This window comes from Cupriavidus sp. IDO (assembly GCF_000812465.1).
GTDB lineage: Bacteria > Pseudomonadota > Gammaproteobacteria > Burkholderiales > Burkholderiaceae > Cupriavidus.
The window spans coordinates 1-13,592 of the sequence record NZ_JWMA01000102.1; the positions used below are offsets into that span (position 1 = coordinate 1).

11 protein-coding genes are annotated in these 13,592 nt (G+C 66.0%); 2 read left to right on the forward strand and 9 right to left on the reverse strand.

Going from position 1 to position 13,592, the window contains the following annotated elements; genetic code table 11:
• Positions 1-223 precede the first annotated feature (223 nt).
• From RM96_RS24625 to RM96_RS24645, 4 genes are all read right to left on the reverse strand, one after another.
• A complete protein-coding gene (locus tag RM96_RS24625; RefSeq protein WP_039014359.1) occupies positions 224-3,343 on the reverse strand; it encodes an efflux RND transporter permease subunit in 3,120 nt (1,039 codons plus the stop codon).
• A 13-nt stretch (positions 3,344-3,356) separates the two neighbouring features.
• Positions 3,357-4,583, reverse strand: coding sequence for an efflux RND transporter periplasmic adaptor subunit (locus RM96_RS24630; protein WP_039014349.1), 1,227 nt, complete (start codon positions 4,581-4,583; stop codon positions 3,357-3,359).
• Positions 4,567-5,901 (reverse strand): TolC family protein, encoded by a 1,335-nt coding sequence (locus RM96_RS24635; RefSeq protein WP_052279726.1) that lies wholly within the window; start codon positions 5,899-5,901, stop codon positions 4,567-4,569. Before RM96_RS24635 ends, RM96_RS24630 begins: the two co-directional genes overlap by 17 nt.
• 326 nt (positions 5,902-6,227) lie before the next feature.
• On the reverse strand, positions 6,228-7,385 hold the full coding sequence (locus RM96_RS24645) for an acyl-CoA dehydrogenase family protein (protein ID WP_039014351.1): 1,158 nt from the start codon (positions 7,383-7,385) through the stop codon (positions 6,228-6,230).
• A 280-nt stretch (positions 7,386-7,665) separates the two neighbouring features.
• On the opposite strand from RM96_RS24645, the gene RM96_RS24650 reads away from it, so the two are divergent.
• Positions 7,666-7,941, forward strand: a complete 276-nt coding sequence (locus RM96_RS24650) for a CoA transferase (RefSeq protein ID WP_039014352.1) — start codon at positions 7,666-7,668, stop codon at positions 7,939-7,941.
• 106 nt (positions 7,942-8,047) lie between these two features.
• Entirely contained in the window at positions 8,048-8,299 is a 252-nt protein-coding gene (locus RM96_RS24655; RefSeq protein ID WP_039014353.1) for a hypothetical protein, read from the forward strand.
• An 18-nt stretch (positions 8,300-8,317) separates the two neighbouring features.
• Here the strand turns inward: RM96_RS24655 and RM96_RS24660 are convergent, their stop codons facing one another.
• From RM96_RS24660 to RM96_RS24680, 5 genes are all read right to left on the reverse strand, one after another.
• On the reverse strand, positions 8,318-9,181 hold the full coding sequence (locus RM96_RS24660) for a LysR family transcriptional regulator (RefSeq protein WP_039014361.1): 864 nt from the start codon (positions 9,179-9,181) through the stop codon (positions 8,318-8,320).
• A 107-nt stretch (positions 9,182-9,288) separates the two neighbouring features.
• A complete protein-coding gene (locus RM96_RS24665) occupies positions 9,289-9,648 on the reverse strand; it encodes a hypothetical protein (RefSeq protein ID WP_039014354.1) in 360 nt (119 codons plus the stop codon).
• A gap of 245 nt (positions 9,649-9,893) precedes the next feature.
• Positions 9,894-11,243, reverse strand: coding sequence for a DUF1214 domain-containing protein (locus RM96_RS24670; RefSeq protein WP_039014355.1), 1,350 nt, complete (start codon positions 11,241-11,243; stop codon positions 9,894-9,896).
• 216 nt (positions 11,244-11,459) lie between these two features.
• Positions 11,460-12,284, reverse strand: coding sequence for a class I SAM-dependent methyltransferase (locus tag RM96_RS24675; RefSeq protein ID WP_039014356.1), 825 nt, complete (start codon positions 12,282-12,284; stop codon positions 11,460-11,462).
• 129 nt (positions 12,285-12,413) lie between these two features.
• Entirely contained in the window at positions 12,414-13,253 is an 840-nt protein-coding gene (locus RM96_RS24680) for an EamA family transporter (protein WP_039014357.1), read from the reverse strand.
• Between the last annotated feature and the right edge of the window lie 339 nt (positions 13,254-13,592).

Below are 13,592 nucleotides of genomic sequence, written 5' to 3' on the forward strand. Positions count from 1 at the left end.
GCAACCAGTCCTGCTCAAGCCAGCATGTTCGTCTTACCTTGCAAACCGGGGCGCGTTCATATAAGTAGGTCGCCCCTTCAGGGGCGAAACCTGGGGCGATCGACCATCGACAGCGCCCAACCGCAGCCACCATCGAAGCAACAAAAAAGACCCCGCACACTCCCGCATGCAGGGCCCCATCCCACCCCCCGACCGGCAGGTCCCCCCACCAGCCAGGCCAACCTTACGACGCCAGCGAATCCGTCAGCCGGTTATTGGCTTCACCGCTCTCCTCATCCGGCCAGTTGCGCCCAACCATCCACTCATACAGCGTAGGCAGCACGATCAGCGTCAGCATGGTGGCGGTGATCAGCCCGCCGATGATGACGATCGCCAGCGGGCGCTGCGTCTCGGAGCCGATCGCGCGCGAGATGGCCATCGGGAACAGGCCCAGCATGGCCAGCAGCGCGGTCATCAGCACCGTGCGCAGCCGGTCCATCGAGCCGGTCAGCACGGCCTGCCGCACCGGCATGCCTTCGTCGCGCAGCTGGTTGAAGTAGGTCACCATCACCACGCCGTTGAGCACGGCCTGGCCGAACAGTGCGATAAAGCCGATCGCCGCCGACACCGACAACGGGATGCCGGTGAGGAACAGCGCGAACACGCCGCCGATCAGCGCGAACGGAATGTTCGAGATGATCAGCGTGGCGCTCTTGAACGACTTGAACGCGTTGAACAGCAGCAGGAAGATCACCAGCACCGACAGCGGCACCACGATCGACAGGCGTGCCATGGCGCGTTCCTGGTTCTCGAACTCGCCCGACCAGCTGATCTTCACGTCTTCCGTCTTGACGTTCTTCGCCACCAGCGCCTGCATGTCCTTCACCACGCTGCCCATGTCGCGGTCGTGGATGAAGATGCCGATCGACGTGGTGCGCTGGCCGTTCTCGCGGCTGATGTTCATCGCGCCCGATGCCGCGCGGAAAGTCACCAGCTGCGACAGCGGCACCTGCGCGCCGTCTGCCGTCTGCATGAAGATGTTCGGCAGGTTCGGCAGCTCGCGCTCGCCCGGCTTGAGGCGCACGGCCACGCTGAAGTGCTTTTCGCCTTCCCACAGCTCGGTTGCGGCCTTGCCGCCCAGCGCGGTTTCCATCAGGTCCTGCACATCGGCCACGTTGATGCCGTAGCGCGCAGCCTGGGCGCGGTCGAAGTCGAGCACGTACTGCGGCAGCTCGCCGTCGCGGTCGATGAAGGCACGCATCACGCCGTTGACCGACTGCACGTTGGCCAGGATCTGGTCGGCCACCTTCTTGTTGTGCTCGAGGCTGTCGCTCTGGACCTTGATGACGATCTGGCCCTTGATCTGCGAAATGCTTTCCAGGATGTTGTCACGCACCGGTTGCGAGAAGTTGGGCTCGATGCCCGGCAACAGCCGCAGGTTGTGGTTGATTTCCTCGATGATCTTGCGCTTGTCGTAGCCGGCGCGCCACTGCTTGTCGTTCTTCAGGTCGACAAGGATTTCCACTGTATTGATCAGCTTCGGATCCGTGCCGTCGTCCGGGCGGCCCACCTTGGAAATGGTGGTGTTGACTTCGGGCGTCTTGCGGATGACGGCGCGCAGGCGCCGTGCCTGGTCGCGCGCTTCGTCGACCGACACCGACGCGGGCAGGTCGAAGCTGACCCACATCGAGCCTTCATCCAGTTCGGGCAGGAATTCGCTGCCAAGGAACTTGCCCACGCCCACCGTCGCCACCAGCATGCCCAGGGCAATGCCGACCACCATCTTCTTGTGGTCCAGCGCCCACGCCAGCATCGGCTCGTAGAACCGCTTGCAGCGACGCACCAGGAAATTGTCCTCATGCGCGATATTCTTCGTGAGCAGCAGGTGGCACAAAAGCGGCACCAGCGTCAGAGAGAGGATCAGCGAGCCGATCAGCGCGCCCGTCACGGTATAGGCCATTGGCGCGAAAATCTTGCCCTCGTGGCGCTGCAGCGTGAAGATCGGGATGTGCGCCGCGATGATGATGACCATCGAGAACACGGTCGGGCGGCCCACTTCCGTGGTCGCCTGCAAGATGGCGTGGAGGCGCGCCTTGCTGTCCTTGATCTGGTGTTCCTTGAGCTCGCCGAGCCGCTTGAAGATGTTCTCGACCACGATCACCGCACCGTCGACGATGATACCGAAGTCCATCGCGCCAAGGGACAGCAGGTTGGCCGGGATGCCTACCCAGGTCAGGCCGATGAAGGTCGACAGCAGCGCCAGCGGAATCACCAGCGCCACGATGGCCGCGGCGCGCACATTGGCCAGGAACAGGTACAGCACCGCCATCACCAGCAGCGCGCCTTCGACCAGATTGCCGAACACCGTGTGCAGCGTCTTGTCGATCAGCGTGGAGCGGTCGTAGTACGGCACGATCTTCACGCCCTTGGGCAGGATCTGGTCGTCCAGCAGGTCGATCTTTTTCTTGAGCGCTTCGAGCACCAGCGACGGGTTCTCGCCCTTGCGCATCACCACGATGCCCGAGACGATGTCGTCCTCGTCATCCTGCCCCATCAGGCCCTGCGGCGGCGCGCTGCCGATCTTCACCTCGGCGATGTCCTTGACCAGGATCGGCGTGCCGTTGTTCTCGGCCACCACCACGTTGGCGATATCGGCCGAAGTGCGGAAGCTGCCCAGCGAGCGCAGCAGGAACTGCTGGCGGCCTTGTGCCACCGAGCCGCCGCCGGCATTGGAGTTGGCGCGCTGCAGCGCGGTGAACAGCTGCGACAGCGAGATCTTGGCGTCGCGCATGCGCGCGAGGTTGGGGTTCACCTCATACTGCTTGATGGTGCCGCCGATGGTGACCACGTCGGCCACGCCCGGCACCTGGCGCATGTTCTTCTCGACCACCCAGTCCTGCAGCGTGCGCAGTTCCTGCGGCGTCTGGCCCTTGCCGGTCAGGCGGAAGCGGTAGATCTCGCCAATGGCGGTCGACAGCGGCGCCAGGTCCGGATGCACGCCGTCGGGCAGGTCGACGCTGCGCAGCCGCTCGAGGATCTGCTGGCGCGCGGTCACGTCGGTGGCCTTGTCGTTGAAGGTCACCATCATGAACGACAGGCCGAACTGCGTGTGCGAGAACACGCGCACCGAGTTGGGCGTGCCCGCCATGGCGGTCTCGATCGGGATGGTCACCTGCCGCTCCACTTCTTCAGCGGCACGGCCCGGATACAGCGTGATGATGTTGACCTGGATGTCCGATACGTCGGGGAACGCCTCGATCGGCAGGTTCTTGAAGGCAGCCAGGCCGCCTCCGACGAAAATGAGCAGGCCCAGCCAGACGAACAGCTTCTGGTGCAGGGCAAAACTGACGATACGTGAAATCATGTGGCGGCCGTCCTCAGTGCTTGGCATCCGCGCGCGCCGCGTTGACCGCAGTCGCATCGCGCAGGATGTCCTGCAGGTAGAGGTTGCCGTCGGTCACCACGGTCTCGCCTTCCTTGAGGCCGTCCAGCACTTCGGAGGTGCCGGGCAGCGTGACGCCCAGCTTCACCTGCCGGCGCACGAAGGTGTTCGGCGCGGTGCGCACGAACACATAGTTGCGGTTGTCGGCCAGGAACACAGCCTTGGACGGCACGGCAATGCCCGGGAACGACGCGGCCTGCAGCTTCGCCGTGACGAACATCTCGGCCTTCAGGCGGCGATCGGGATTCGGCACGGTCAGGCGCACCTTGATGCTGCGCGCGGTCGGGTCGACGTAGTCGGCCATCTTGATGACGGTGCCCTCAAAGGTTTCGCCCGGGTACGCGGCGCTCACCAGCTTCACGGTCACGCCGGGCTTGAACAGGCCCAAGTCGCCCTCGGCGGCATCGACCTGCGCCCACAGCGTGGTGGGATCGGTCACCAGGAAGAGCGGCGCGGAAGACGGCTGGTCGGGGCGCAGCTCCATGCCCAGATTGATGTTGCGCTCCACCACCATCCCGTCGATCGGGCTGCGCAGCGCGAAGCGCTGGTTCACGCCGTCACCGCCCGCGCCCACCCCATACATGCGCAGCGCGGCCTGCGTGCGCTGCAGGTCTGCGGAGGCGCGCGCGGCGTCGCCCTGGGCCTGCTCCAGGTCCTTCTGGGCAATCACGCCCGCCTGGTACAGCTCGCGCTGGCGCGCCAGCGCCTTGCTGGCGACCGAACTTTCGGCGGCGGCCTTGCGCGCATCGGCCTGCGCCACGCCAAAGTCGGGCGAAGTCAGGTTGGCCAGCGGCTGCCCCGCCTTCACGGCGGTGCCCGGCTGGACCAGGATCTCGGTCACGCGCCCGGCGAACGGCGTGGTCACGCGCACGGTCTTGTCTTCGTTCCACACCAGGCGGCCCGGCAGGCTGAGCATGCGCTCGCCGCCGGCTTTTGCCGCCTCGCCGGCAATGCCGGGCAAGGCCTTCACAGTGGCCGGGAACTGGATGGTGTTGCCGGAGACCTTGGGCTCATCGTCGGTCTTGGGCGCCTCGGACTTGCCGCAGGCGGCCAGGGCCAGCGCGCACAGCGACAGCGCGGCAACGCGCGCGCCAAGTTGAGCGGCGGCGCCGGCACGGGAAACACGGAACACTTCGGACAGCATATTAGGGACGCGGCGCATCGGTACGGACCTGGGAATTCGGAAGAGAGCTGGCGGGAGTCATGGAAGCCTGCAATGCGGCGCGATAGGCCGACAGGGCCTTGGCGTATTCGCCCTGCGCGTTGACGGCATCGAGACGGGTCTGGCGCAAGGCGCGGCGCGCGTCGAGCAGGTCGAGCACGCCGGTGGCGCCCTTGGAGTAGGCAAATTCGGCGCTGCCGGCGACGCTTTCGGCGGCGGGCACGACGGATTCGCGCATCTGCTTGAGCGAAAGGCGCGAGGCCTCGAGCTGGCTGCGCAGGCGCTCGACTTCGTTCTGCGCCTCCAGCAGCACGCGGTTGCGGTCGTCCAGCGCGGCGTAGTAGTCCACCTCGGCACGGCGCGCTTCGCCGCCGTTGCTGTGGCGCACGTACAGCGGGATCGAGACGAACACGCCGTAGCTGTTGCCGCTGCCGTTGGTATTGGTCGGCGAGACCGGATAGTGCTCGGCTTGCGCGCCCACCGTCACGTCGGGCACGCGCCCGGCACGGGCCAAATCGCGCGCGGACGCGGCGGCGGCAAGGCGGGCTTCGGCGGCGGTCACGTCGGGGCGGCGCTGCAGCGTATCCGGATCGACCTGCGGCGCCGGCGCCTCAAGCGACGGCCAGTCCGCCACCAGGCGGTTGTCCGCCAGCGTGCCGGGCACGCCCATGGCCTGGGCAAGCTGGGCCTTGTCGCGGACATGGTCGGCCATGGCCTGGCGCAGGTCGTTCTGCGCGCGCAACCCGTCGAGCTGGAGCTTGGTCACGTCGGCGCGGGAAACGTCGCCGGCCTTGAGCCGGGTTTCGTTGGCCTGCTGGGTGCGGCCGTAAAGCGCAAGTGTCTCGGTCAGCACCTCGACCCGCTCCTGGCTGACCACGGCGTCAAAGAAGGCCTGTTCGACGGCGCTGGTCTGCTGCGTCACCACCGCCTGCACCACCTCGCCGGCGGCCACGCTGGCCTTGCGCGCGGCATCCAGGCGCAGGCCACCCTTGTTTGCGGTCTCGATCAGCTGGTCGACCCGCACGGTCGAATCCACGGTCTTGCTGCGCAGGTTGCCCGAGCCGATGCCGGCGTGCGGGTTGATGTTCTGCACGCCCAGGCTCAGCACGGGGTTAGGGCGCTGCGAGGCAATCTGGATATCGGCGAGGCTGGCTTCCTCGCCGCGCCGGGCGGCGATGATGTCGCGGTTGCAGCGAATGGCGTCAAGGCGCGCCTGCGCCAGCGTCAGGCTGGCTTTGGCTGGAGGCGGGATGCAGGGGCCATCGGCCGGGAGCGGCTCGGAGGCGGCTCGCCCCGCAGTCGCCACAACGGCGAGCATGGTCGCGACAGCGGCTCGGGTAAGAGAAAAATGCACGGTCAGTCAGGGCTCGATTCGACAACGGTCAGAGGTAAACGACCGTGCCTGCCGAACGGTGCACCGGATTGGCGAACTTTCACGCCAGATCCGGCTCGGACTGCATCCGTACTGCCTCTATCCGGCACCTCCGCACGATCTCCCGCCCGCATTCAAACCGAAATGCATTACAAATTGCTTTCATCCTGCCAATAAAAGGAAGGAAAAGCAGCGATTTTCCAGGAAGCGCGGGAAAACCCGATATCTGAAAGTGACGCAAGCGTCGCGCCGGCGCAACGCTCGCACCTTCGTCAGGATCTGGCCCGATCATCCAGCCCCAGTCCGCGGCCAATGATCTCCTTCATGATCTCGCTGCTGCCGGCATAGATCCGCGAAATCCGCGCATCGGTGTACATGCGGCAGATCCGGTATTCCTCCATATAGCCAGCGCCACCGTGCAGCTGCACACCCTCGTCGACCATGCGGCCTTCCAGTTCCGAGGTCAGCAGCTTGGCCGATGCGGCGGTCTCTACCGTCAGCGTCCCGGCATTGTGCTGCAGCACGCACTGGTCGACGAAGGTCTGCAGGGCGTCCAGCTGCGCGCGCAGCTCGGCCAGCTTGAAGCGCGAGTTCTGGAAGGTGCCGATGGGCCGGCCAAAGGCCTTGCGCTCCTTGACGTAATCGAGCGTGATGTCAAAGGCAACCTGCGCTGTCGCCAGGTAACCGCAGGCACCGATCAGGCGCTCTTCGGCCAGGTGGCGTGTCAGGTAGCGGAAGCCCTGCCCCGGCTCGCCCAGCACATTGGCCTTGGGCACCTTGACGTTGTCGAAGAACAGCTCGGAGGTGTCCTGCGAGTGCAGGCCCATCTTGCGCAGCTTGCGGCCGCGCTCGAAGCCGGGCATGCCGCGTTCGACAATGAACAGCGTCAGCCCGTGCGGGCGCTCCGGATCGGTGCGCGCCACCACCACCACGTGGTCGGCCAGCTGGCCGTTCGAGATGTAGGTCTTGGCGCCATTCAGCAGCCAATGGTCGCCCCTGTCCTCGGCGCGCGTGCGGATGCCGGCGAGGTCGGAGCCGGTCTGCGGCTCGGTCATGGCAATGGCGAAGATTGCCTCGCCGCGCACCGCCGGCGGCAGCAGGCGCTGGCGCTGCTCCTCATTGCCGATGCGGCCGATATAAGGCGCCACCAGGCGGGAATGCAGGGTGCCGAAATAGCCGGAGTCGCCATGGCGCGCGTTTTCCTCGATCAGGATCTGCTCGAAGCGGAAATCTTCCACGCCGGCGCCGCCGTATTTCTCGTCGGCCCACATCAGCAGGTAGCCCTGCTCGCCCGCCTTGCGGAAGACTTCGCGGTCCACGCATCCCTGTTCGCGCCAGCGCTCGCCGTGCGGGCCGACCTCGCGCTGGTAGAAGCGCCGCGCGGATTCGCGGAAGCTGTCGTGTTCGGCGTCGAAGATCAGGCGTTGCATGGCGATGTCTCCTTTCTGTTGTTGGATCGGGGCAGTGTCTGCCTTGCAGGCGGCAGCAGATTCGTCGGAATGGATGATTTTTCGGATCGGCGGCTTACCGCAAGCCCAGCAAGGCCTCCACATTGCAAGTCAGCGTCACGAGCCTTGGCGCCACCTGTTTCTCCATCGCGGCAAACCGGCCGGGCTGCGCCTTTACGCCGCCATTGAGCACGAACAGCTGTCTCCACGTACACCATCTGCAGGCGATCGCGCATGCTGCCCGGCGAGAGGCGGGGTCGGGATGATGCTGGCTCGAGGACTCCCGTTCAGCAAGATCTTCACGATCGCCGACATCGTGGACGATCCGCACTTCCAGGCGCGCGGTGCGATTGTGCGGCTGCCCGATCCCGACCTGGGGACCATTCCCGCGCCGTGCACCGTGCCGCGTTTCTCGGGCCACCGGCCGGTGCCAGCCCGGAGCGGGCCGGGAGTCGGCGAGCACAATGGGGCGTTCTATGGCGCGCTGGGGCTGACGGCGGCGGACATCGCGGCGCTGCACGAGGAAGGCGTGCTGTAGGGCCGATCAATGCAAAATTATTGATATGAACGAAAGGTAACTTTCATTATCCAATGCGCCCCGTTGTGTCGATACTGGATACAGGACTCATCAACGGGAGCGGGAAATGGAAGTCGGCCTTTGGGAAATCGGCCTCTGGATCGGCCTGGCGGGTGGCCTGCTGGCGTCTGGCGCCGCGGTTACCTATCTGATCGCGACCTCGGTGCCGGAGCCGGTATTCGAGCGTGCGCAGCAGCACGGCAGGTATGCCGGGCTCGGTGCCGCACCCGAAGACCGCCCACGGCCGCGCAGGCGCGTACGCAGGCCGCTTGCGCTTCCTGTCGCCCACCGGGCACGCCTGGTACCGGCGCGTATCTGAGACCGGCACGGCAATCCTTCAGACGGGAAATTCCCAGCGCTGCGACCAGTCCGATTCTTCACGCACGATGTCGTGAAGAATCCGGACGGCGTCGCTGAGCGCGGTTCCACCTGGCGACTGGGGGTGAACCAGGTACACCGGATACGAGAACTCCGAAGCATTCTCCACACGGGCCAGCAAGCCGCTGTCGAGGTAGCTCTGCACGACGCGCGTGCGGAAGTAGCCGCTGCCGCCGTATTGGAGGATGTACTGCAACGCCAGCGGCCCCAGGTTGAAATACAGCGACGACCGCGCGCGCTCGGGCAAGGCGCTGTCATGCTGGCGGCGGAATTCCGGCCCCCAGTCCACATACACATAGGCGCCGTCTCGCTGCGTGGAGCGGATCTGGATCAGCTTCTCTTCCATCAGCTGCTCGACATGCAGGCCGGCCGCATACTCCGGCTGGTAGACCAGCGCGGCATCCATCATCCCTGACAGCACCTTGCGCTGCAGTTCGGCGCCCTCGCCCACCTCCGCGCGCACCGCATGGCCCGGCATCTGCTGGCGCAGGCGCGTCGCCCATAACAGCACCAGCGGATTGCCAAGACTGATTTCGGCGCCGAACGTGAGCATATTGGCCAGCCCGGCCGGCAGCGGCAGGTCGCGGCACGCGGCTTCCCAGGTCTGCACGAGACGGCTCGCATAGCCCATAAAGCGCTCGCCGTCGGCGGTGAGCTTCGCACCTGCCTTGTTGCGCTCGAACAGACGGCAGTTCAGCTGGGATTCCAGGCTCTTGATGCGAGCCGTCACGGCGGTCTGCGTGACGTGCAGCTTGTCGGCCGCGGCAAGGAGGCTTCCGGTTCGTACCACCTGGAGAAACGTGCGCGCGAGTTCGATATCCATGCGTGGGTCGGTGTGCGGGCTGCCGGGCATCGGCGGTCGCCGCAAACCTTACCACGCCGGCCCATGCCGCGGACGCCATGCGTCCGCGGCATGGCGCGCCCGGTGGGTCATCGCGCTGGCATCGCCCTGACCCGTACGCCCGTGGCGGATACCGACCGGGTTTCGGCCATCGGCACCGGCGCCACGGGCACGTCGGTACGGGTGACGGCGGGCCGTGGCGGCCGCAGCGGGGCAACGCCTTCGGCGTCGTGCATGGCCTGTCCGTTGTCGTAGCCGGTGGACACGGCTTCCAGGTAGCCGGGCGCAAACTTCTGCTCGGGCGTGACCGCGGATTGTGGCGGCCGGGCGGGCGTTGGAACTTGCGCCCAGGCCGCGCTGTTGGCGCACAGGGCCAGCACACGCAGCACGAACACGGCGCGGCGCGCCTTGTGCAGGAACCCGGGTCGGGAAGGGCTGTGGGTCTTCATCAGGGTAACTCCGAAAGAGCAATGGATCGATTGGGGAAACGAGCATCGGCGCCGCGCTCGACGTACGTAACCGCAATGACCGTGCCATCCGCAAATGGCCGGATGCGGACGGCTTCCCGTCGCTTTTTCGGGTTCGGGAGTTGGCGGGGTGCGAACAGCCCGCCGTGGAACGTTGGCCGGCTCACGACACTTGTCGTGAGCCCGGCTGCCAGCCCCTGTGAGCCACTTGTGCAGCCGGTGGCGGATCAGTTGCGCGGGGTGACCGGTGCAGGGAACCAGTTTCCCGCGGCAACTGCCTGGTCGGGACCGTAGGTGCGGAAGGTCAGGTTGTAGTCCTGGCTGCCGGGCGTCGGCAGCCAGTTGCCGTCGGGCGCACCGGCGGGCTTTTCGGGAGCCAGGTATAGCGTCAGCGAGCCGTCGCTGCCGTACTGCAGCTTCGATTCCTTGTTAAGCAGGTAGCGCTTCTTCGGATTCTCCATCACACGGAAATTGACCGCATCGACGGCGATCACCGACCAGAAGTACCTGACGTGGCTGGCGGGCAGTTCGGCCCTGGAAAACGTGATGGCGTAGGTGTTGCTGCCGTTGAGCTTGTTGCCGGCGCCATCGGCATCGCTGCGGAAGTACACCGCCTCTTCTGGCTTGTTGGCCCAGATCCCCGCCAGGTTGACGCGAGTGCGCGCCTTGAAGTCGCTGCCGTAGGTGCCGATGACGCCCGGCCGGCTCCAGCCGTTCCTGATCGTGCCGGCATCCGTTGCCAGCGACTGCATGAACTGCGGAATGACCTTGTCCCGGATCAGCCGGTCGACCCGCTCGCGCTCGGCTGTGTCGCCAGCCACGGTTGCCGCGGTCTGGCGCACCTTCGCCTGCAACGGCTCCATGCCGGGGTTGATGTCCGGCTCGGAATCGAGGGCCACGGCAGCGGAATCAAATGCCTCCACGCCGGGCAGGCGGGTATTGGAAAACATGGGCGTCACGGGCACCGGTTCAACGCGCGGTGTGCCGGTCATGCGAATCTGGATCTGATGCTGCAGGCTCACCGCCTGCTTCCTGTCCTTGCCCAGTTCCACGCGCGCCAGCACCCGGGCGGTCCTGCCCGGCAGGTCTATGCGCCTGATATCCGGCGCGAGCCGGACCGCGGCACCCTTCAGGCACATGCCAAAGCGCCCTGCCGGCCGGTCAGGATAGCTGCGCTCGTTGATATTCTCCACCGTCTCGCCCCAGCCATTGAGGAACTGGATCGTGTAGTAGCGGCCTTTGATGCGCGGCACGCTGAACACCACGCAGGTCCGCTCGTCGACGGCGATCCAGGCTTCGCTGTACACCACATCGAGGTTGGGGTTGGCCCAGGAGACGCCACCGACATCGCGGTGGAGCATTTCGTTCCACCTGAAGCCCTCCTTCTGGAAATCGAGTTGCTCCTGTCGCAATACCAGCAAGCGCCCGAGCAGGTAGACATAGGCGTCGCCGACCTCCTGGTCCGCCTTGACGTTCTCCGCATTGACGTTTTCGGGTGGCGGCTTCGGGGCTTTGTGGCTGCAGGCCACAAGGCCCGCAACCAGCAACGGAACCACAAGGGCTGGAGGCCATCGCATGCGTTTCTCCACAGGCATCGGAGCGTGACGTTAGATTGCGCCACGCTTTGGCGCAGTGCGCAACGGGCGCGAGCCTCACATTCTCAATGCATGTGCCTCCGGAACATCCCACTGCCTGACTATTTCATCGCCCTGGCCGCAGGCCTGATGCCCGCCGCGCCATGGATAGCCGGCGGAGTGCCGAGACCTCCGCTGGAAAACGGAAGTTGAGGTCCTCTACGGCTTGACCGCTGCCGCCAGCACGGCAGGCATCGGCAACTCGAAATCATTGCCACGCATGTAGCTGGCGACCGTTCCACGCAGCACCGCGCGGATTTCGTCCCTCGCCTTCGGGCTTTGTGCGCGCAGGGTGGCAGCCGCACGCACGGTGCCCTGCATCAGCGCGTCAAAGAGCTGGTCAGGGCTGGAGAAGCGCCACACCTGCGGCACCCGCCGGCAGGTGGGCGAGACGAAGCCCGCGCCCTGAAGTGCCCTGGCGCACTGCGTGAGGTCGCTGAACAGGAAGAAGTTCGGGCCCGTCGGAATGCCGACCTCCATCGAGCCATAGGCGCGGATTGCCGCGTAGACGGCGCCGAAGCCCACAGCGTGTTCGGGCGAGTCCCAGACCGTGAAGGCCACCTGCCCGCCTGGGCGCAGCACCCGGAACGCCTCGCGCAGCGCCGCATCGGGATCGGAAAGGTGGCACATGCCGAAGCCATTAACGACGGCATCGAACGTGTCCGCTTCAAATGGCAGCGACTGCGCGTCGGCCTGTTCGAACCGGACATCCGGGTGGAGCTCGCGCGCGAGCTGTACCTGCGTCGCCGAGAAGTCGATGCCAATGGCATCGGCCCCGCGCCGCGCCGCAGCAGCGGCGACCGTGCCTTCGCCGGTGGCGACGTCCAGCACGCGCGTACCGGCACCGACCCGCGCGCTGTCGAGCAAGGCATCTACCGATTGCGTGGTAACACGCGCCAGGTGTTCGTGATACTGGCGGACAATGGCGGGATCCTCCCAGCCGGCCAGCTCGAACGCGCGGAAATCTTCCCCGGTGTGATTCATGGCACCCTCCGAAGGTGTCCCCGCTTCCCTTGCCGGCGCGCCGTCGAACGCGGCGCAGCTCCCGTGAAGTACGGTAGCGGACACACGAAGTATAGTCAGGCGATGCGGCGATACACAGTCCCGGCGCGCTCAGGCGAAGCGCAATGCAGCAACGCCCGCCGCGATCACGCAGGCAGCGCCGATCCGCGCCGCGCCCACGCGTTCCTTGAGCAGCAGGCCGGAAATCAGCGCACCGAACAGGATCGAGGTTTCGCGCAAGGCAGCGACCGGCGCCACCGGAGCCATCGTCATCGCCCACAGAGACAGCCCGTACGACGCCAGCGTGCCGCCGCCGCCCACCAGCGCGAAACGCCAGTTCCGTCGCAGATAGCCGCCAAACTCCGCACGCCTCACCGCCAGCGCCCATCCGGCCAGCGGCACCGCGGTCAGCAGGAAGATCCAGAATGCATAGGCCGCCGGGGCGCCCGAAAGCCGCACCCCGGTGCCGTCGACAAGCGTATAGCCGGCAATCACCACGGCATTGAGCAAGGCAAGCGAGATGCCCCGGCCATCGTTGCCGCCGCCGCGCCGCCCGGCGGCCATCGTCAGGATGCCCAGGCTGATCACCGCAATCCCGGCCCAGGCCATCGGGAAAAGGTGCTCGCCCAGCCAGCCGACGCTTGCCACCGCAACCAGCAGAGGCGCCACGCCGCGCATCAGCGGATAGGTCAGGCTCATGTCCGCCGCGTGATAGATGCGGGCCACCAGGGCGAAATAGACGATGTGGACGAGGACCGAAGCGGCGATAAATGGCCAGCTGGCCGGGGCAGGCTGCGGCAGCATCGGGAGCGCCACGGCGGCCATCAGGCCGGCGGTCAAGGCCACCATGATGGTGGAGAGCAGCTTGTCGTCGCCGCCTTTCACCACTGCGTTCCACGCGGCGTGGAGGAAGGCGGCGGACAGGACGATGGTGAAAACGGGGAGGGACATGGGCTTGTTGTTTTTGCTTGTTTTGCCGGATGGATTCTACTGGGGCTGCTTGCCAGCACCAGCTGGCATAAATCAATCACCGTTGGTAGCGGTCCTTCGCTGGATTGCGGGTGGGGGTTCTTGGATGCGCTGCTGTTTCGCCGGCGTAGCCGGCGACTCCCTTTTTGACTGCGCCAAAAAGGAAGCAAAAAGCGCCTTCTTGCCCGCCGGGCGGGAGTCTTATCGTAGCGTGCGCGGGTTCTTGTACGGGTATTCGCTTCAGGGCATAGCTGGACTGCCTGCCGCGCAGATCGCCAGGGGCAACGCCGGGAACGGCGCTGTCCTCCCGACCTCGTGAGA

Coding starts and splice junctions, on each gene's coding strand:
- RM96_RS24625 (WP_039014359.1), bottom strand. CDS start 3,343: ATGATTTCACGTATCGTCAGTTTTGCCCTGCACCAGAAGCTGTTCGTC.
- RM96_RS24630 (WP_039014349.1), bottom strand. CDS start 4,583: ATGCGCCGCGTCCCTAATATGCTGTCCGAAGTGTTCCGTGTTTCCCGT.
- RM96_RS24635 (WP_052279726.1), bottom strand. CDS start 5,901: ATGCTCGCCGTTGTGGCGACTGCGGGGCGAGCCGCCTCCGAGCCGCTC.
- RM96_RS24645 (WP_039014351.1), bottom strand. CDS start 7,385: ATGCAACGCCTGATCTTCGACGCCGAACACGACAGCTTCCGCGAATCC.
- RM96_RS24650 (WP_039014352.1), top strand. CDS start 7,666: ATGATGCTGGCTCGAGGACTCCCGTTCAGCAAGATCTTCACGATCGCC.
- RM96_RS24655 (WP_039014353.1), top strand. CDS start 8,048: ATGGAAGTCGGCCTTTGGGAAATCGGCCTCTGGATCGGCCTGGCGGGT.
- RM96_RS24660 (WP_039014361.1), bottom strand. CDS start 9,181: ATGGATATCGAACTCGCGCGCACGTTTCTCCAGGTGGTACGAACCGGA.
- RM96_RS24665 (WP_039014354.1), bottom strand. CDS start 9,648: ATGAAGACCCACAGCCCTTCCCGACCCGGGTTCCTGCACAAGGCGCGC.
- RM96_RS24670 (WP_039014355.1), bottom strand. CDS start 11,243: ATGCGATGGCCTCCAGCCCTTGTGGTTCCGTTGCTGGTTGCGGGCCTT.
- RM96_RS24675 (WP_039014356.1), bottom strand. CDS start 12,284: ATGAATCACACCGGGGAAGATTTCCGCGCGTTCGAGCTGGCCGGCTGG.
- RM96_RS24680 (WP_039014357.1), bottom strand. CDS start 13,253: ATGTCCCTCCCCGTTTTCACCATCGTCCTGTCCGCCGCCTTCCTCCAC.